This is a genomic window from Leptolyngbya sp. ST-U4, assembly GCF_039962215.1.
Lineage (GTDB): Bacteria > Cyanobacteriota > Cyanobacteriia > Elainellales > Elainellaceae > Leptolyngbya_A.
Genome location: NZ_JAMPKZ010000001.1, coordinates 1074445 through 1092820 on the forward strand (window position 1 = coordinate 1074445; position 18376 = coordinate 1092820).

Genomic DNA, 18376 nt, shown 5'->3' on the forward strand with positions numbered 1-18376 from the left:
GTTTTAGATTTGGGCTTTAGATTCAACCGCGCTCAATGCGCCAAAAAGGCTACTTTACAGCGCGCATCCTACCCCAGTTCGGGAACCCGTACTCCAAAAGGGGGGTGTCAATCGGTTGCAATTGTCTGTCTCGTTCCGCTAAATTAGCACTCAGGGGTTGAGAGTGCTAAACCTTAAACTCTCGCTCAAGAAATTACTTGACAAACTGAAGCAGATTGCAAGGCTGTTTATTTTCCAAGCTATGCACTGGTTCTGCCAAGGAACCGGATTTCTGCTGAGCAATGCTACACACCTACTCTGATATTTGGAGAATTCTTGATATGGCAGCAGTATCTCTGAGCGTTAGTACCGTCAAGCCATTGGGCGATCGTGTGTTTGTGAAGGTCAGCGCATCTGAAGAGAAGACCGCTGGTGGAATTTATCTGCCCGATACGGCAAAAGAAAAGCCCCAGGTGGGTGAAATTGCCGCTGTGGGTCCTGGAAAGCGCGGCGAAGATGGCAACCGCCAAGAGCCGGAAGTCAAAGTTGGTGACAAAGTGCTGTACTCCAAGTACGCCGGAACCGACATCAAACTCGGCACCGAAGAGTATGTACTTTTGTCTGAAAAAGACATTCTGGCGATCGTTTCCTAGTTTCTGAACGATTACGCTCCACTGTTTTCTGAATTTGCTTGCTGAATTTGCTGATTTGTATTTACTGGACTTAAGTTGGTTTAACTATGGCTAAGCGCATCATTTACAACGAAAATGCTCGTCGTGCCTTGGAAAAAGGCATGGACATCCTGGCTGAAGCAGTTGCAGTCACCCTCGGTCCCAAAGGTCGGAACGTGGTGCTGGAGAAGAAGTTTGGCGCACCGCAGATCGTCAATGACGGGGTGACGATCGCTAAAGAAATCGAACTGGAAGATCACGTTGAGAACACGGGCGTTTCGCTGATTCGTCAGGCAGCTTCTAAAACCAACGATGCCGCAGGGGATGGTACAACCACCGCAACCGTGCTGGCTCACGCGGTCGTGAAAGAAGGTCTGCGGAACGTTGCAGCAGGCGCAAACGCCATCTCCCTGAAGCGCGGGATTGACAAAGCAACAGGCTTCCTGGTGAGCAAGATTGCTGAGCACGCTCGTCAGGTTGAAGATTCTAAGGCGATCGCTCAAGTCGGTTCAATCTCTGCCGGAAACGACGATGAAGTCGGCTCCATGATTGCCGAAGCAATGGAGAAAGTGGGTCGCGAAGGCGTGATTTCGCTGGAAGAAGGCAAATCCATGACAACCGAACTGGAAGTCACCGAGGGTATGCGCTTCGACAAAGGCTATATCTCCCCCTACTTCGCCACTGATACCGAGCGGATGGAAGCCGTGCTGGATGAGCCGTTCATCCTGATCACCGACAAGAAAATCACGCTGGTGCAAGACCTCGTGCCCGTGCTGGAGCAAGTCGCTCGTTCTGGTCGTCCGCTGCTGATTCTGGCAGAAGACATCGAGAAAGAAGCCCTGGCAACCCTGGTGGTGAACCGTCTACGCGGTGTACTGAACGTGGCTGCGGTCAAGGCTCCTGGCTTTGGCGATCGTCGTAAGGCAATGCTGGAAGATATCGCTGTGCTGACGGGCGGTCAGGTGATCACCGAAGATGCAGGTCTGAAGCTCGACAACGTCAAGATCGATATGCTGGGTCGCGCTCGCCGTCTCACGATCACCAAGGACACCACCACGATCGTGGCTGAAGGCAACGAAAAGGCAGTGCAAGCTCGCTGCGAGCAAATCCGCCGTCAAATGGAAGAAACCGAGTCTTCCTATGACAAAGAGAAGCTGCAAGAGCGTCTGGCGAAGCTGTCTGGCGGTGTTGCTGTCATCAAGGTGGGTGCAGCAACCGAAACCGAAATGAAGGATCGCAAGCTGCGCCTGGAAGACGCGATTAACGCAACCAAGGCAGCCGTTGAAGAAGGCATCGTCCCCGGTGGCGGTACGACTCTGGCTCACCTGTCGCCTTCGCTGGAAGAGTGGGCAAACGGCAACCTGAGCGGTGAAGAGCTGACGGGTGCGCTGATCGTGGCTCGGGCGCTGGCGGCTCCCCTGAAGCGGATCGCTGAAAACGCAGGTCAAAACGGTGCGGTGATCGCAGAGCGCGTGAAAGAGAAGGACTTCAACGTCGGCTATGATGCGGCTCGCGGCGAATTTGTCGATATGTTCGAGGCAGGCATCGTTGACCCGGCGAAAGTGACCCGATCGGCTCTGCAAAACGCGGCTTCGATCGCCGGAATGGTGTTGACGACCGAGTGCATCGTTGTAGACAAGCCCGAACCGAAGGAATCAGCTCCCGCAGGCGCAGGCATGGGTGGCGGTGACTTCGATTACTAAGTTCGATTACTAAGATTGTGTGAATTAAGTTTCGACTGAATTCTTAATTCAATGAGGGCTGAACCAATCAGAAAGGTAATGTAACTTCTCTGTTAGGATAAGCCCTTCTTATTCAAGATCGATCGTTCTCCCGGAGGGCGATCGTTTTTTTGCGCTTATGGTTTGCGTTCGTTCTATAGAAATTGTCGCTCAAGCAAGATGGAGCGAGGCGTTAGCTCGTCGAGCTGCTCTCATTGCTCTGTTTGCACTTTAATTACGATAGCGATTGATTTCAATACATAAACTTGCTATTTAAACTACAGAGATTTTACTTATTTAGATAAAGTTGCTATAAATTTAATCCAGTGTCATTTATGCAAGAATTCACTGAGATTCTATCGATTTGATTCGCTCGGCTCCAACTCTCAATGATTCAATGCAATGTTTACAAAGCAAATCATTGACAAATTAAAATTAAGCAGAATTTATTAACTGGATCTTCGTAATAGCCGTTATAGAAACTGTTTAAATTTAACTAAGAGCCAAGCAAAATCTTGCGGAAATTACTGCGTTCTACGCGGAACTACCCAGTTGTAGTCGATAATTTCACAGTTATTGATTTAATGAACTTTCGTTTCGGATGACGAGCTATGACATCTGCCAATTTCAGTAAAATACTGCTGATTGTTGACCCATCGGTGCATCATTACCGCAGTCTGACAGACCATCTCACGGCTGAAGCTGACGTAATCGTTTTAGAGGCAGATCGGGACGGCATTGAGCAAATTACCGAAGCTCTTGCCAACCGGCGATCGATCCAAAGCATTCATCTGCTCTCGCACGGCTCTCCAGGAACACTTTACCTGGGCGCGGCGCAACTGAGCATGGCAACTCTGTCTCAGTACACAGACCAGATTCGTCAATGGATTCGTGCTTTTACTGATCGGGCAGAAGTTTTACTCTATGGCTGCGAAGTCGCTGCCGGATCGATCGGACAGCTTTTCATCCAGAAATTGAGCCATCTTACGGGTGCATCGATCGCGGCTTCCACCAATCGAACTGGCAACGCTAAGCTGGGTGGTGATTGGACACTGGAATCAACGGTGGGAGCCATCTTATCCCCCTCTATTTTTTCTGCTACTGCGATGGCTAACTTTCAATCTGTTTTGGCTCCCGTTGTTTTTGTGAATGAAACGTTTACGCGCAGCGAGGTCGCCCCTGGAGCCACCTCCTGGGTATCAGGGGTCGGTCAGGGCGCAGGAGATGCTGGCAATTCTGCCGTTGCGCCTTATTTGACGGCTCGACCCTTCCCGTTCGCAGCCCCTCCTCAAGTTCCTCCTAGTGGAGGCGGCTTACCAGGAAACCCTGGCGAGTTGCTCGACCCTGATGGAGCAGGAGTACTGCGCCTCACCAACGCGACCTTTGATCAGGCAGGCTTTGTCCTCTACAACCAGCCCATTAGCTCCAGCGCGGGTCTGAACATTACCTTTGATATGTTTCAGTGGGGCGGAACCTCCAGAAACGGGCTGCCTCCCGGAGCAGACGGAATCAGCTTCTTCCTAATTGACGGCAGCACCCCTTACTCAACTAATGCTGGGGCGTTTGGGGGCTCCTTAGGCTACGCCCAAAGAACAGGTATTCCGGGGGTGGCAGGGGGCTATCTAGGCGTCGGGTTTGATGCGTTTGGCAACTACTCCAACGGGGGCGAAGGGCGAAATGGAGGCGCGCCGGGGCTGGGTAGCGATGGACGGCTTCCCAATACGGTTGCGGTGCGGGGTCGAGAAGCGACGGGCTACCAGTACCTCACTGGAACAACGATCGACCCAACCAACTACATGCTGAATAATGTGACGGCGACCAACCGCGAACAATCGACGCGGCGGGTTCAGATCACGCTCTCAGGCGATGGAATCCTCAACGTCTCGATCGACGGCAACAACGACGGCGACTTCCTGGACGCGCAAGAAGCGGTCATTACCAACTACAACACCCGTTCAGCCGGCAACGGTGAAGTGCCCGACTTCTTTAAGTTTGGTTTTGCCGCCGGAACAGGGGACTCCACCGCCAACCACGAAGTCCGTAACCTGGCAGTGACGACCCTGACTTCTGCACCGCTCACCAACAACTCGGCTGCGGGACTGCCGATTAATAGCGCTGTCAACGTGCCCAACCTGGGGGGAAGCGATCCAGATGGAACCGTGACGAACTATCGCATTCTGACGCTGCCCGACCCCAGCCAGGGAACGCTGTTCCTGGGAGATCCGGCGGGCAATGTGCGGCTGACTGCGGGGCAAACGCTGACCCCAGAGCAAATTGGGCAAGTCTTTTTCCAGTCGAGCGGCACTTTTACAGGCAGCGGATTCACCTATACTGCGATCGATAACCTCGGCAGCGAAAGCGATACGCCTGGCACAGTGTCGTTGCAGCTGCAAAATACTCCTGGTCCTATTCCAGTTCCGGGGCAAAACCAGGCTCCTGATACGTTCGATCGACCGTTTAACCTGCCCCAAAACACGCTGACCAATCTGCCTGGACTGGGGGGAACTGATCCAGATCCCGGGGATGGCGTTGCTTCGTTCACCATTGTCACCGTTCCTGATACGGCTCAGGGCACACTGTTCCTTGGTTTGCCAGGCGCAGGAGGTCGCGCAATTACCGCCGGGCAGGTGATTCCGGCAGCAGATATCGAACAGATCTTCTTTCAGTCGGGTCCTAACTTTAGCGGCGGCAGCTTCACCTATGCGTCAACCGATCGCTCTGGTCTAACTGACTCCACTCCGGCAACCGTAACGCTCAATTTCAACTCACTGCTCGACCCAATCGGCTGCAAACCAGGGGTCAGGCTCAAAGGCAATCGCCGCAACAACCGTCTGGTTGGAACCGAGGATCGCGATCGCCTGGTGGGTAAGCCGGGTAACGACCAACTGTTGGGTGCAGGCTGTTCGGATCGACTCAATGGCAACCGGGGCAACGATCGACTGTTGGGCGGTGCGGCAGGCGATCGGCTCAGAGGTCAGCAAAACAACGATGACCTGCGCGGCAACAACGGCATTGACACCCTGGACGGCGGCTTGGGCAACGATCGGGCGTTTGGCGGTCGCGGTCGCGATACCGCAATGGGACGACGCGGCAACGATCGGCTGGAAGGCAAGTTCGGAGATGATAACCTCATGGGCGGTCGCGGTCGCGATCGAATTCGAGGAGGCACGAACCTGGACATCCTGAACGGTCAGCAAGATGACGACCGGATTGAGGGACAAAAGGGACGCGACTTCATCAACAGCGGTCTGGGCAACGATCGGGCGATTGGCGGTGAAAAAACGGATACCGTCTTCGGGCGGCGAGGCAAAGACCGGATTCGCGGTAATGGCGATGTCGATCTGCTGCTTGGCAACCGGGACAACGACCGGATTTCGGGTGGCTCTCAGAACGATCGAATTCTCGGCGGTCTGGGTCACGATGTCATGGTTGGCGGCGGCGGTCGCGATGTCATGAGCGGAGGCGGCGGTCGGGATACCTACCTATATCGATCGGCAAGACACGGGCTTGATCAAGTCCTTGACTTTAAACGGGAAGACCGGATTGACCTGAAAGTCCTCTTCAAGGGTGACAGCTACAGCAGTCCAAACCGCTTCCAGCAATACGTGCGCCTCGCGGAAACTGCAAGAGGAACGATTGTTCGAGTTGATGCCAACGGCGATGCGGCAAACGGATTTGTCCGGTTAGTTCTGCTGCAAGGCGTTGCTCCCAGTGACCTAAGCGCGAATAACTTTATCGTTAGCTAAGGTATAGCGTCAGCTAGGGTGCATCATGTGCTAAGGAAACGGCCTCAATCGCTTGTGGGGGTATCCTCATCCGCCCAGTTCAATAAGATATTTATCTTACGAACCAGCTGGGCAGGATGCCCCTTCCACAGAAATGGCTGCTGATTGAATTCTTGTTTCTAACCAGCCCGATCGCTACCACCCCGATCGATACCAGCAGGGAAGCCAGGCAGAGCAGTCTTCGGTTTACGACGCTATCTCGAAATTTGCTCGATCAGTAGAAGGACATCAGAAGGACAGTATCAAACCAGGGATAACGGAAGCGTCATCAGCCATTCGTCATCAGTCATTCGTCATTCGTCATTCGTGGTTAGTCTCGTGGTCGGTCATTCGTCATCCGCGAAGCACAAGTAACCCACAGCTAATGACCCATGACCCGTGATTTATGCCGATCGCATCTCACGTTGATTTCTATCCTCCTGCTGATCAGGGACATTTCAGGGATATTAAGATTGAGAAATTGACAGCAACGAACGTTCTCTTCCTGGCTGCCCATGCAAATTCTGCTTGTTGACGACGAGGTTGAACTCACCGAGCCCCTCAGTCGAATTTTGCGGCGCGAGGGGTATCACGTTGATATTGCCCACGATGGTTCAGAAGGACGTAAGCTGGCTGCTACCGGAAGCTACGATCTGCTGATTCTGGACTGGATGCTGCCCCAGCAAACGGGCTTAGAGATTTGCCAGCAGCTTCGCTCCCAGGGGGATACCACTCCAGTGCTATTTCTGACTGCGAAGGATACGATCGACGATCGCGTCTCAGGACTGGATGCGGGAGCTGATGATTATTTAATCAAGCCGTTTGAGCTGCGCGAACTCCTCGCAAGAGTCCGGGCACTGCTGCGCCGCCCGCCAACGCTGGAAGTGAAGCCTGCCACACGGCTACAAGTGAATGATCTGGAACTCGACCTGGAAAATCAGCTTGCCTACCGCCAGGGACGCAAAATTGAGCTATCGGAAAAAGAGTGCCAGTTGCTTGCCTACTTTATGCGATCGCCCAACCAGCTTTTGACCCATGACCAAATGCATCAGCAGCTCTGGAGTACGAGCGAGCAGCCTAGCAGCAATGCCTTAGCCGCCCAAATTCGCCTGCTGCGCCGCAAGATCGAAGCCGACGGTGAAACACCTCTAATCCACACGGTTTATGGCAAGGGGTATCGGTTTGGGTCGGCGATCGAAGGGGAGGGGCGAGGGTAGTTTCAGGGGTTCCAGAATTGGGAGACGAGGGGGAGACTCATTCCTTATGAATTTCCTTTATAAATTTCTAACCCTTTTCTAATGCTCCTAATGCTCCTGGGTCTGAGATCTTTCCTGACGATCGGCAGTAAAGCTCCAGGCAGGCGTGTCGCCGGATTGCAGACTTGCAGTGAGCTGATCGTTTGGGGCAATCGTTCCCTTAATAAGTACCGAATTTGAAGAAGGCTGACAAGCGGCTAACGCATCGGTGTTGCCCGAAAGAGCCATTGCTTCCTGGTTCCAGCGACCTGTTAGCGGCAGCTTTTCAGAACTGGTAGAATCGGGCATTTCGGGTGATACGTTTGCCTGCACGAGATCAACCGAGCCGTTGAGGTAAATTCCTGACTGCTGCACAGTTAGCCGTAAGCGCGAGTCATTCGGACAGCCCGGAGGCGCGATCGAACTGAAATAGATGCCGTCGATATTGGGCGGGGCTTGCAGCCGGGCTTCTCCATAAGCAGCAGTCAAGCGAAATAGGATGAACACTGAGGTAATCATTCCACCATAGAACAGTAAATGCGATCGAATTGCAGATTGGTGCATTTTAAGCCTCTCTTTCCATAAGAACTGGGGCGAGATGAGACGTAACACGGCTATAGCGGCGAGTGATCAGCAGCGACGATCGGCATTGTTTCACGAGTTCATCGGTATATTGCCCCAGGGTTTGTCGCTCGATGCCCCACTCCCGATTGGCTCCGGCGATCGTTAAATCCATGCCTTCCGACAATTCGACCACTGCCCGCATTGGTTCTACCGTGGTAATTACTTTTAAGTGAACGCGATCGCGCAGAAATGCAGGCAACCGCTGAAGGGTGGTACGAAGCTCATAGCTTAAATCATCGATCTGCTGACCGAAAGCCGTCTTGCCAACGGCGCGATCGGAAGGTGTAACACAGAGCACAGTCAGATGGCTCTCTGGACGACCTGCCAGAATTCGCAGTCCCAGTTCCAAGCCCAAATCGCTGTGAATATCTGGCACATAAGGCAACAAAAGCTGATTGAGCTGGGGCAACTGGGGCTGAACCGCAAATTTGCCCGTAGGGTAATCTACAAAAACCGCTACATCGGTTCTCGCCAGACTCAAAATTTGCCCGACTCGGCCGCCCAGGCAATTAGTGCTGAAGGCAGGACGATGCCACCCGACAAGCATCAAATCGGCTTGCTCCATTTCTGCCACCTGAACAGCTTCTCGCGCCACATCATTTGCCACCCGCACGATCGAATGAATCAAAGGACGCACCGCTGGCTCCAAGCTCTCCACCAGGGTTTGAAGATGCTGCTGACGGGCTGCAATCTGGCGATCGGCTTCCAGGGGAGTGCTTTCAAAGGCGTAGTCTTCCTCCAGCTCAATCAGACTTAAGGGATTCACGATCGCCTGCTGAAGCTGAGTCCCAGCAATTGCCGCTGCAAGTTGCACCAGTCTAAGCTGCGTGTCAGGATTCGCTACCAGAACCAGAATTCGATACACCGAAGCAGACACCAGAGACGGCTGCTCTGGCGGCGAGGCGACTAAATCTTGCTGAATCAGCCGCTTCGGATAAGTCACTTCTAGCAAAGGCGAAGTCATGAACGTGGTAACGAGTGCCATAATCACCAGCATCGTAAACAGCAACGGCGAAATCACGCCCAGACTCAAGCCGATATTCAGCACAATCAGCTCGGTTAGCCCGCGGGTGTTCATCAGCCAGCCCAACGCCGCCGCTTCTCGTTTTGCCATGCCGCATACCCGCCCTGCTGCATAGGTTCCAATAAACTTGCCGCTGATCGCCACCAGCAGCACCAGCCCACACAATAGCCATAGTTCTGGACGATTCAGCAATCCAATCTGGGTTCTCAGCCCGCTATAGGCAAAAAAGATCGGCAGCAAAAAGGTCAGCACAAAGTCCTCAGTTTTTTCGGCGAGTTCGCGGGTGAGTCCTTCGTTTTTGGGCATTACGGCTCCCAGCAAAAACGCCCCAAAAATCAGGTGAATCCCGATCACCTCGGTAATCAGCGCAGAAGCCACCACGCCCATATAAATTCCCGCCAGAACGAACTGCGTCAGTTTGCCTGTGCGATCGTAGTATTTCGCAAGCCGTTTCAGGAACAATCGCCCGATCGTCAGCATCAGGGCAATGTAAACCACGGCTGCGATCAGCGTAGGCAGAGCCGCAATCATACTGTTAGTGCGAGTTACAGCGATCGCCAGAGCTAGCACACACCAGGCAGTCACATCATCCACCGCAGCGCAGGTGAGAGCTAGCGTTCCCAGCTTCGTATTCTGCAAATTGTTTTCAGTAATAATCCGCGCCAAAACGGGAAACGCCGTAATTGACATCGCCGCCCCCAAAAACAGCGCAAACGCCGTAAACGAAACGCTGCCGTTTGACACCAGCGGATACAGCAGCAGCGACAGCAACGTGCCCAGCGTAAACGGAACCACAATGCTGATATGGGAAATCAAAACAGCAGTCTCGAGCTGTCCGCGTAGATAGCGGGGATTCAGCTCCAGCCCGATCAGAAACATAAAAAAGATCAAGCCGACCTGAGACAGCACATCCAGAAACGGAATCGTCTCTGGTGGAAACAGCGCACTCGCCAGCGTCGGAGCCACCGTGCCGAACAGGGAAGGACCGAGCATAATTCCGGCAACAATTTCGCCAATCACCAGCGGCTGCCGTAAAGCCCGAAACCCGAGACCCATCAGGCGCGATAGCCCAATCACCAGCAAGACTTGCAGCAGAACCATTACAACGATCGACATGGCAGCCCCCGCTTAAACGTTTTTTCTAACAAGCATTTTTTGAGAATGTTTGAGACGCAATCCCCGTAAGCCGAACCGTCCCTCTAGCCCCCAATTCTATGGGAACCAACCGACTCCTTCAGACCTCAAAGTCCCCCGAACTTAGAACCGGAAGTTAGAACCCGCAGTTAGAACCAGAAGTTCGGGAATTTGACGTTTAGGAATTTAGGGGGCAATGCAGGCAATGGGCGACGGGTCAAACCATCTTTTAGCGCAGAACCTTTCAGACAATAGACAAAAATCCTTAGACAAGAATGCTCGATCGCCTTCCAAACCCTGAACTCCTCGGCCCCCGACTGTACTCCTAAGCCGATCGAAAGGAAATGAATAAGAACATTAAAGAAATGTTCATCTCCGATCGCGCTACCACCCCACTCTTGTGGCCGCTACAGTGAAAGAAGCGGCGTTTTCAGTAACGCGACACAAAACATTAACAAGAACGCTATTAAGAAAGCTATGGAGTGGCAGGAAATTTACGGTAACTGGGTGCTGGTTCCCCCCCAGCCGACCGCCATTATTCATTTTCTGGGCGGCGCATTTGTGGCAACGGCTCCCCAGCTTACCTACCGCACCTTGCTGGAGTTTCTGGCAAATCAGGGCTACGCAATCGTAGCAACGCCGTTTGTCAACACAATGGATCACACCACGATCGCCCAGCGCACTTTAAGACTTGGCAATCTGGCGATCGAGCATTTGCAAATCGACATTTTGCGGCAGCAGCTCCCCGTTTACGGGATGGGGCACAGCATGGGCTGCAAGCTGCATCTGTTGATCGGCAGTCTGTTTCCGCAGGAACGCGCCGGGAATATTCTGATTTCGTTCAACAATTACCCGGCAAGGCGATCGATCCCGATGCTGGATCAGTTAGGCGAACTGTCGCGCCTCGGAACCCAGTGGATGACTCAAATTACTAACCAATTTTCCGCCCAGCTCAAAGATCTGCCCCTGCCCCAACTTGCCGCCTTCGATGTCGAATTCACCCCATCGCCCGAAGAAACCAATCGCCTGATCGCCAAGCACTATCAGGTCAAGCACAACCTGCTCGTGAAATTTACCAGCGACGACATTGACCAAACCAAACCCCTTACTCTGGCACTGAACGAGCGTTTCCCCGAAACCACTCACCTCAAAATCTTGCGCGGCAACCACCTTACCCCCCTCGGTCAGGACGTGCAGTGGCAAACAAGCAGCGAATTCTCCCCTTTCGACGCGATCGGACAATTCTTCCGTCAAGAACTTACCCGCGACCTCAACCAACTCAAACGCACCCTCCTGTACTGGCTTGACCCCATTTATTCTGACTAGACCTAATCTGACTAAACCTAGTCTGACTAAACCACCCACCGACACACCCCCATCTCCTCATCTCCTCACTCATCTACCCCTTCACCCCTTCACTCCTCCACCTCTCTACTCTTCCACTCCCTCGAAACAAAATCGCCGACACAAAATTACTGGAGAATCCGACCGTCCGTGCCAAGGACAATCTGAATTCACACAGTGACAGCAGTTTGCTGGAGTTGGCAGGCTCAGCGAGCGGGTCATATAAAGGCTCACGCCCTGATTAATGTATGCCTTGGCTTCGAGTTCCGAGAGATGGCTACCTACCAGGATCACGCGATCGATCCCCAACTGCTGCCGCGCGAGATTGATCCGGGTCAACGTTTCGCTAAAGCTGCGATCGTTTTTAAGCAAAACCATCACCTGCCGAGACTGGCTCATATAGCAGTCGGGCTTTTGCTGAGCAAAAAAGTCTTTGTACTGAATTGTCACTGTGCCATCGGGATAGTGAAGCGTCCGCAGCACGCGCAGAAACGGCACGGTAAACTCTCCGGCAGCATCTACGACATACCACCAGGACTGAAACCAACCATCCTGCGGCAGGTGCAAAATTGCCTGGATCTGTCGCGGCGAAAAGCCCGAATGGGTCAACCGTGCCAGTGCCTGTGACAAAGGAAGGGATTGCCCCAGGGTGTGCATCTCAGACTCGCACCGGGTCAGGTCAAGATAGCCGCGATCGTTTCCATATTGCTGGGTGTAGTCGGCGATGCCCTGCTTGAGTTCCTCCGCTGAAGCGATCAGGGTGCAGTATGCCTCCTCAAACTGAAGAATGCCGTCGATCGAGGGTGCGGCAGATTGCCCAGAAAATGATCCGATTGTTCCAGAGGCAAGCGGGACACTCACGGTCGTTTTGAGATTGCGAATTCGATGCAGAGCGGTGATCGGCGGGACACAATCCACTAAGAGCGACTTCAGCGAGGTTTCATCAGCAACTGCCAGCGCAATTTGAATCTGATCCTGAAGCGATAGGGCGTTGAAGTCATCGTGTCCCGCAGGAGGAATGAGGTGCTGCGTCATGACAATGCCTGAGTTTCCAAAGCGTGCAGGTCAAAAGTTGAGCAAAAAATAATCAATCAAAAAATAATCAAAGAATAAACAGGATTACTGATGATTTATATTTATTTTTTCTATCTTTATCCCCATTTTGCAGATTCTGCTCCAAAACGATCGAAATCTTTGCGCTTCTTTTTATCTGCACTCAGCAGATATGGATCACTTTAAGCAGCTTCTGGGCTAAAGTTTTCTGTCTTGAGACGCTGGCTCACGTACTTATTACACAAGTCCATCCATCTTCTGACAGAGAGGCTGTTCTGCCGATCTATACACATCGGACGACGCGATCGGGTCATCCCTACCGATACTGTTGAATCGAACGACTCAAGACTAAATGGGATGCAATCCTGATCACCCTTCCCCGGCTCCGGCTGGGGTTTCTCTTTTTAGGGCTATCATCCCTGGAGTTTCATCTTTAGAGCTATCTCCCTGTAGTTTCATCGCCTTTCCTGACGCTAACCATCAGGTTTTTTAGGGGATTCGATCGCCCCTACCCAGTCTGGATTCTCCATTTCGGGCAGTTGAAAGCGGTAAGATAGACAACAGCAGAGGCAAACGGGAAATTCTCGCCGTGCCCTTGCTGAACCTAAGTGAACCCAACAAAGCTTCATTTAAGCGAAAGCCTATGTCACTTCCTCTTGTTCCACTGCTGTACCTGGCTCTAGGTGGGGCTTATCTAGTGGTTATGCCGGCACTGCTGTTTCTGTATCTCAAGAGCCGCTGGTATGTGGCAAGCTCGATCGAGCGCGTGCTGATGTATTTTGGCGTATTTTTCTTCTTCCCCGGTCTGGTGTTGCTGAGTCCCTTCCTCAACTTCCGTCCCCAACCCCGGCAAATCAGCTAAGCCATGCGACGGATTGATGTTATCGGCATTGGTATTGGCATTTTTGCTGCAGGGGGAATCATCTACCTGATTTTGCAGTTTGCAGGTCTAGATAGCATTTCGGCTGGCATCTGGAGCCAGGCTGTGCTAGTGGGCGGCGTGGTCGGATGGCTCCTCACCTATTTGTTTCGCGTACTCACGAAGAACATGACGCTGGGTGAGCAGATGCGAAACTACGAAGATGCTGTGCTGCAAAAGCGACTCGAAGAAATGACCCCGGAAGAACTGGCAAAGCTTCAGGAAGAAGTCGAGCAGGAAAAGCAGCGATCGGCGGGAAACTGATCCCCACTCGTTGTGCGGTTGGTGCGGTGGATGCGGCTGGATCAGTCAACCGATCGCTGCAAGTTCTTCAAATCATCGCCTTTAGGCAGGAGCGTTGCTCACCAAGCAATTGCTTTCCACCCAGGCTCACCCACCAGGAATCCACGAGATCAGGCAAGATGAAAGTATGCTGTGAAAGCATCTGCCTTTTGTCGCGATTCGTCCTGCCATGTCAAATCTCCCTTCACTTGCTTCTGAGCTTGCTGAACCTGATGCCCAAGCGGAAATTGATGCGCTGCTGCACCAGTTTGCTCACTTTGGCGTGGAGTTAGGCTTAGAGCGAATTGAATTCCTGCTGGAAAATCTGGGCAATCCGCAGCGGCAAGTCCCGATCGTTCATGTGGCAGGCAGCAACGGCAAAGGGTCAGTCTGTGCCTTTCTTTCCTCGGTGCTTCAGACCGCAGGCTACCGCGTTGGAAGATACACCTCCCCGCATCTGGTGGACTGGTGCGAACGAATTTCGATAAATGGGGAAGCCATTGAGCCGATCGAATTGCTCAAAATTTTGCGTCAGGTGGTCGGTGCAATCCGTCCTGATCAACCCTGCCCTACTCAGTTTGAGGTGATTACTGCCGCCGCATGGCTTTATTTTGCTCAGCAGCAGGTTGATCTGGCAGTGGTCGAGGTCGGGTTGGGCGGACGGCTGGATGCTACCAATGTGGTCGATCGTCCCCTGGTTAGCGTGATCACATCCCTCAGCCTGGAACACTGGCAGCGGCTCGGACCCACTCTGGCGCATATTGCTTTTGAAAAAGCAGGCATTTTAAAGCCCCACTGCCCGGCAGTGATCGCACCCCAGCCCACAGAAGCGGCGCTCGTCCTCCAGCAACGATTAGAGCAGCTAGCCTGTCCTGCCGTTTGGGTAGAGCCTGCGATCGAGCAAACTAGAGATTCTCAGCAAACGCGCTGGGCAGAATGGTGCGACACTTCAGTAGAAAACTCACCCTTTTCATTCGAGTCAATCTGCTATCCGCTCCCGCTTTTAGGACAGCATCAGCTTATTAATTCTGCGCTGGCAGTCGCAACGCTGCAAATTCTCCGCCAGCAAGGCTGGCAGATCGACAACGAGCAAATTGCGGCAGGCATGGGAAAAACCTCCTGGCAGGGACGACTCCAGTGGATTTCCTGGCAGGGTCAGCCGCTTTTGATTGATGGAGCACACAATCCGGCAGGGGCAGCAATGCTGCGGCAATATGTCGATACCAGTCCTCAAGTGACAAAACCGATCGCCTGGGTAATGGGTATGATCGCCGGAAAAGATCACGGGGATGTGTTCAAGGCTCTGTTGCGTCCGGGCGATCGACTTTACCTCGTTCCCGTGCCCAACTCAACCCCGGTGAGCCTTGCTCAGCTTGCCCAACTTGCCTGGGAAGTCTGCCCCGAACTGAAAGACTGCCAGACTCACACAGATGTGGTTATAGGATTAGAAGCCGCTCGGACTGACGCTGCTGAATCTACGATCGGGCTGTGCGGTTCACTGTACTTAATTGGGCATTTCTTCAGTCTGGTGCGCCAGACTTCCACTTAACCAGACCGCTTAATCAGGTGTTGCTGAATTCGAGTATGATTTGCCCCCTAGCCCCCAACGTTGGGGGGAACTAATCCTCAAAGTCCCCCAGGATTGGGGGATTTAGGGGGCGATGCAGAAGCTCAATTGGGTTCTTCATATTTCTATTCAGCAACGCTGGAATTCGTTCTGCTCAAAAATCCTGCTTCGCATCCTATGGGAATCCCTCTCAAGATCAACGCGAGACGCTTCCTGGTCATCGTAGCGTTATCAATAATCAAACCTTGAATCAGAACTTGAATCAGAACCTGAGACTGTCTGAACTCGATCAGGCTAATTGGCTCACTTAACACCCCCGCTCACTCTGCATACCCCTCACCACAAAAGCTCATGATAGAAACCACAGATGACCTCGAATTAGATCTCAACGCTCTCATCCGGGAGTATGGATTAATTTCCACGCTGGAAGCCTTGCGAGAACTCGTAGACAACCGCGCTGACAGCACAGAGACGATCGCCGCTGAATCGGATTCTACTGAATCGAGCGATGAATCACTCAATGAACAGGCTGAGGCATTTCGCGACGTATCCCGCGCCCTCACGACGCTGCTCAAGACCCTGCCGCCCGAACTCGACTTCGAGATGGCACTCGAGCAAATTACGCACACCTCAACCGATTTAGACTCCGGCACTGGCATGCTAACCTACGGGCAACTGTCCTAGGAAGCTTATCTCAGGAAGCGAAGTCAGTTGAGCAAGTCGAGTAAAACAAAGGATTGGATAAAACGGCAATCAGGCTTCGGCGCGATCGAGAACCGTTCCTTTAACACAGGCACTCGTTAGCGTCGTTCCCTGAAGATTTGCGCCTTCTAGATCTGCACAAAGCAGGTTTGCCCCGCTCAGATTCGCTCCGGCTAAATTTGCGTCCCGCAGATCTGCCTCTTCCAGGTTTGCTCCGGTTAGCATCGCACCTTGAAGGTCTGCCTGTGCCAGGTTTGCCCCTGCCAAATTTGCGCTATTGAAGTTTGCCCCACGCAGGTCTGCCCCACGCAAATCAACACCCTGCAAGCTAACGCCCATCAAATTTGCGCCACTCAGAAATGCGCCTGCCAGCGTGGTTTGTGCCAGTCGGGACTGCATTAGATTCGCCCCACGCAAATTTGCGCCTCGCAGGTCTGCCTCCGACAGGTCTGCCTGCATCAGGTTTGCCCCAACGAGATTCGCTCTTAAATCCGCCCCAACCAGACAGCAGCCCATCAAGCTCGCACCGTCCAAATTGGCTCCGTTGAGCGTCGTTGCCCTCAGATCGGCTCCATTGAGCGTGGCTCCTGCCAAATTCACTCGGCTCAAGTTTACTTTTGACAGGTCTTCGTCTTCGAGATCTGCACCTGTGAGCCGCTTCACTTTTCCTGCGCGAATTGCTTCAATATCCATCGTTTCCTGTCCTTGGTGATAACTGAACTGCATCTAACAACGAATGCTTCCAGCAAAGGGATAGTAGGAATTTTTAGGAGCCTGTTTTGGAGATCGTCTCTTCTGATTCACTCCCCTCTGGCTCAGAACCATAAGACAGCAATTCTTCCGAGGAGTGAGAATCCAGCAGCCACAGTCCAGCAGCAATTTTGGGCAGCGCAACGGGTAAACTTATGCCCTGCTGCATCGCGCTTACCAACAGACCCAGAGCCTCAACCAGCTTCGGGTCCCACTGCTCATTTGCACCCTGCTGACAGGATTGGTATGCCTGCAAAGCAGCTTCGGCATCGGGAGTACCGCTCGATCGCGCCTGCGCCGATTTTTGCTGAAAGTCAGCAATCAGCCCCAGAATTCGCGACTCCACTGGAATCTCATCGCCTGCTAGCCCCGAAGGACGACCAGAGCCATTCCAGCACTCGGTTTGATGGGTGAGGATGGTCGAAATTGCCTTGAGCCGCTGCATTTTCCGCAGCACTTTGACACCCGGAATAATCGGACTGGTCAGGGGTGTGGCGGCATGAGTCGCTTGACCAGAACCTTGTGCACTGAGTACCGTTTCGATCGGCTGAAGAAACGCAATCCGATGCAGCAAACCCGCCAACCGCAAACGATGAAGCTGCCAGGCAGGAAGGTCCAAAAGCTGACCCATTGCTTCTGCCAGCGTTGCCACTTCGGCAGCGGCATTAGGATTACTCAGGTCAGTCTGGTCAATCAACTGAGCGATTCGCAGCAGTGCCTGAAGTTCGTTGGAGGTGAGATTGCTTACCAAAGCATGGGGTTGGGGGTCAGTCGTGACGGTTTGCTGGCTCTCTTCCAGATACTCGATCACCCGCATCACAATATCGCCCAGATGATCGGCAGTCGGCGTATGACACAGTGCATCATGGTGCTGCGATCGATCGATCAACTCCGCCAGATGGGTTTGAAGCTGCTGCTGAAGGGCGGGGTTATAGCGTCCTACGTGGTCGATCGCCAGGGCTGCGGTTTCCTGTACCAGGCTAGGTTCAAACGTCCAGAGTCCGTAAAACTTGCGCTCCAAGTCTGCCTGCGGTCTACCTGCCGTTCCGTAATCTTCGTCAGAAAGCTCCTGACACAGCACCATTGCAGTGTAATTGGGCGACACGATAATTAAGTGCCACTCCTGCGCTACAGCATCGGTCGGATCAAGCGTAACCAGATCTACGTTCGCCTTATGACTGGTGGGATGGTCGGTAAAGCCTGCATCTGCCCCGGCTAAAATCACGACCTGACGCGATCGATCGGCAATGTCACCATAGCGATCGGCTTCTTGGAGATACCACTTGCCGCGTTGAAATGCCGTGATCATCAGGGGCTGGTAGTCTGCCGATAGAATGGCATCCTCCAGCGCATGACAAAGGGCGACCAGCGTGTTTTTGTAATACACCCCAAAATTAAGCGGTCGCTTTTCAGGGAAACTCGATCGGTGCGCGTCACCCAGCTTTTGCAGAATGGAACCTTGCAGCATTGCGGCAACTTAAGCAAAACTTCTCATCTCTATCATCGCAAATGATTTTGCTTCTTCAAGGAGATCAGTCAGAGATAAATCCAGATTGCTTTCCTCATCTCGTCCAGGTTCCTTTCAGTCTGCAAACAAGCGATATGAT

General features: G+C 52.9%; 15 protein-coding genes. 10 read left to right on the forward strand and 5 right to left on the reverse strand.

Translation table 11 applies throughout. From position 1 onward, the window contains the following. Positions 1 to 320 precede the first annotated feature (320 nt). The 5 genes from groES to rppA all read left to right on the forward strand — a co-directional run bounded on the left by groES (position 321) and on the right by rppA (position 7352). Positions 321 to 632 (forward strand): co-chaperone GroES, encoded by a 312-nt coding sequence (gene groES / locus NDA02_RS04655; RefSeq protein ID WP_190791161.1) that lies wholly within the window; start codon positions 321 to 323, stop codon positions 630 to 632. An 86-nt stretch (positions 633 to 718) separates the two neighbouring features. Next, the gene (gene groL / locus NDA02_RS04660; protein WP_348254479.1) at positions 719 to 2353 is read left to right on the forward strand and encodes a chaperonin GroEL; all 1635 of its coding nucleotides are present in this window, start codon (positions 719 to 721) and stop codon (positions 2351 to 2353) included. Between the two features lie 629 nt (positions 2354 to 2982). After that, positions 2983 to 6117, forward strand: a complete 3135-nt coding sequence (locus NDA02_RS04665; protein WP_190790511.1) for a DUF4347 domain-containing protein — start codon at positions 2983 to 2985, stop codon at positions 6115 to 6117. A gap of 116 nt (positions 6118 to 6233) precedes the next feature. Further along, positions 6234 to 6377, forward strand: a complete 144-nt coding sequence (locus NDA02_RS04670) for a hypothetical protein (RefSeq protein ID WP_190790510.1) — start codon at positions 6234 to 6236, stop codon at positions 6375 to 6377. Between the two features lie 273 nt (positions 6378 to 6650). Continuing rightward, positions 6651 to 7352 carry a two-component system response regulator RppA gene (gene rppA / locus NDA02_RS04675; protein ID WP_190790509.1) on the forward strand — a complete coding sequence of 234 codons (702 nt, stop codon included), beginning with the start codon at positions 6651 to 6653 and terminating at the stop codon, positions 7350 to 7352. A gap of 87 nt (positions 7353 to 7439) precedes the next feature. On the opposite strand, the gene NDA02_RS04680 is transcribed toward rppA, so the two are convergent. Further along, the gene (locus NDA02_RS04680) at positions 7440 to 7934 is read right to left on the reverse strand and encodes a hypothetical protein (protein ID WP_190790508.1); all 495 of its coding nucleotides are present in this window, start codon (positions 7932 to 7934) and stop codon (positions 7440 to 7442) included. Position 7935: 1 nt separating this feature from the next. Further along, complete coding sequence (locus NDA02_RS04685; RefSeq protein ID WP_190790507.1) at positions 7936 to 10134, reverse strand: cation:proton antiporter; 2199 nt, start codon at positions 10132 to 10134, stop codon at positions 7936 to 7938. Between the two features lie 495 nt (positions 10135 to 10629). Here NDA02_RS04685 and NDA02_RS04690 point away from each other — a divergent pair, with 495 nt between their 5' ends. After that, positions 10630 to 11478 (forward strand): DUF1350 family protein, encoded by an 849-nt coding sequence (locus NDA02_RS04690; RefSeq protein ID WP_190790251.1) that lies wholly within the window; start codon positions 10630 to 10632, stop codon positions 11476 to 11478. 105 nt (positions 11479 to 11583) lie between these two features. On the opposite strand, the gene NDA02_RS04695 is transcribed toward NDA02_RS04690, so the two are convergent. After that, positions 11584 to 12531 carry a hypothetical protein gene (locus NDA02_RS04695; protein ID WP_190790250.1) on the reverse strand — a complete coding sequence of 316 codons (948 nt, stop codon included), beginning with the start codon at positions 12529 to 12531 and terminating at the stop codon, positions 11584 to 11586. Between the two features lie 661 nt (positions 12532 to 13192). Between NDA02_RS04695 and NDA02_RS04700 the strand changes: the two genes are divergently transcribed. The 4 genes from NDA02_RS04700 (at position 13193) to NDA02_RS04715 (ending at position 16001) form a co-directional block, all read left to right on the forward strand. Next, positions 13193 to 13411, forward strand: a complete 219-nt coding sequence (locus NDA02_RS04700; protein WP_190790249.1) for an NAD(P)H-quinone oxidoreductase subunit L — start codon at positions 13193 to 13195, stop codon at positions 13409 to 13411. 3 nt (positions 13412 to 13414) lie between these two features. After that, positions 13415 to 13732, forward strand: coding sequence for a DUF3007 family protein (locus tag NDA02_RS04705; RefSeq protein ID WP_190790248.1), 318 nt, complete (start codon positions 13415 to 13417; stop codon positions 13730 to 13732). 208 nt (positions 13733 to 13940) lie between these two features. Continuing rightward, positions 13941 to 15299, forward strand: coding sequence for a folylpolyglutamate synthase/dihydrofolate synthase family protein (locus NDA02_RS04710; RefSeq protein ID WP_348254482.1), 1359 nt, complete (start codon positions 13941 to 13943; stop codon positions 15297 to 15299). Positions 15300 to 15668: 369 nt separating this feature from the next. Then, the gene (locus NDA02_RS04715) at positions 15669 to 16001 is read left to right on the forward strand and encodes a hypothetical protein (protein ID WP_190794273.1); all 333 of its coding nucleotides are present in this window, start codon (positions 15669 to 15671) and stop codon (positions 15999 to 16001) included. A gap of 69 nt (positions 16002 to 16070) precedes the next feature. On the opposite strand, the gene NDA02_RS04720 is transcribed toward NDA02_RS04715, so the two are convergent. Both NDA02_RS04720 and NDA02_RS04725 read right to left on the reverse strand, forming a co-directional pair. After that, positions 16071 to 16712, reverse strand: coding sequence for a pentapeptide repeat-containing protein (locus NDA02_RS04720; RefSeq protein ID WP_190794274.1), 642 nt, complete (start codon positions 16710 to 16712; stop codon positions 16071 to 16073). Between the two features lie 73 nt (positions 16713 to 16785). Continuing rightward, positions 16786 to 18237: a DICT sensory domain-containing protein gene (locus tag NDA02_RS04725; RefSeq protein WP_190794275.1), complete on the reverse strand. Its 1452-nt coding sequence runs from the start codon at positions 18235 to 18237 to the stop codon at positions 16786 to 16788. Positions 18238 to 18376 lie beyond the last annotated feature (139 nt).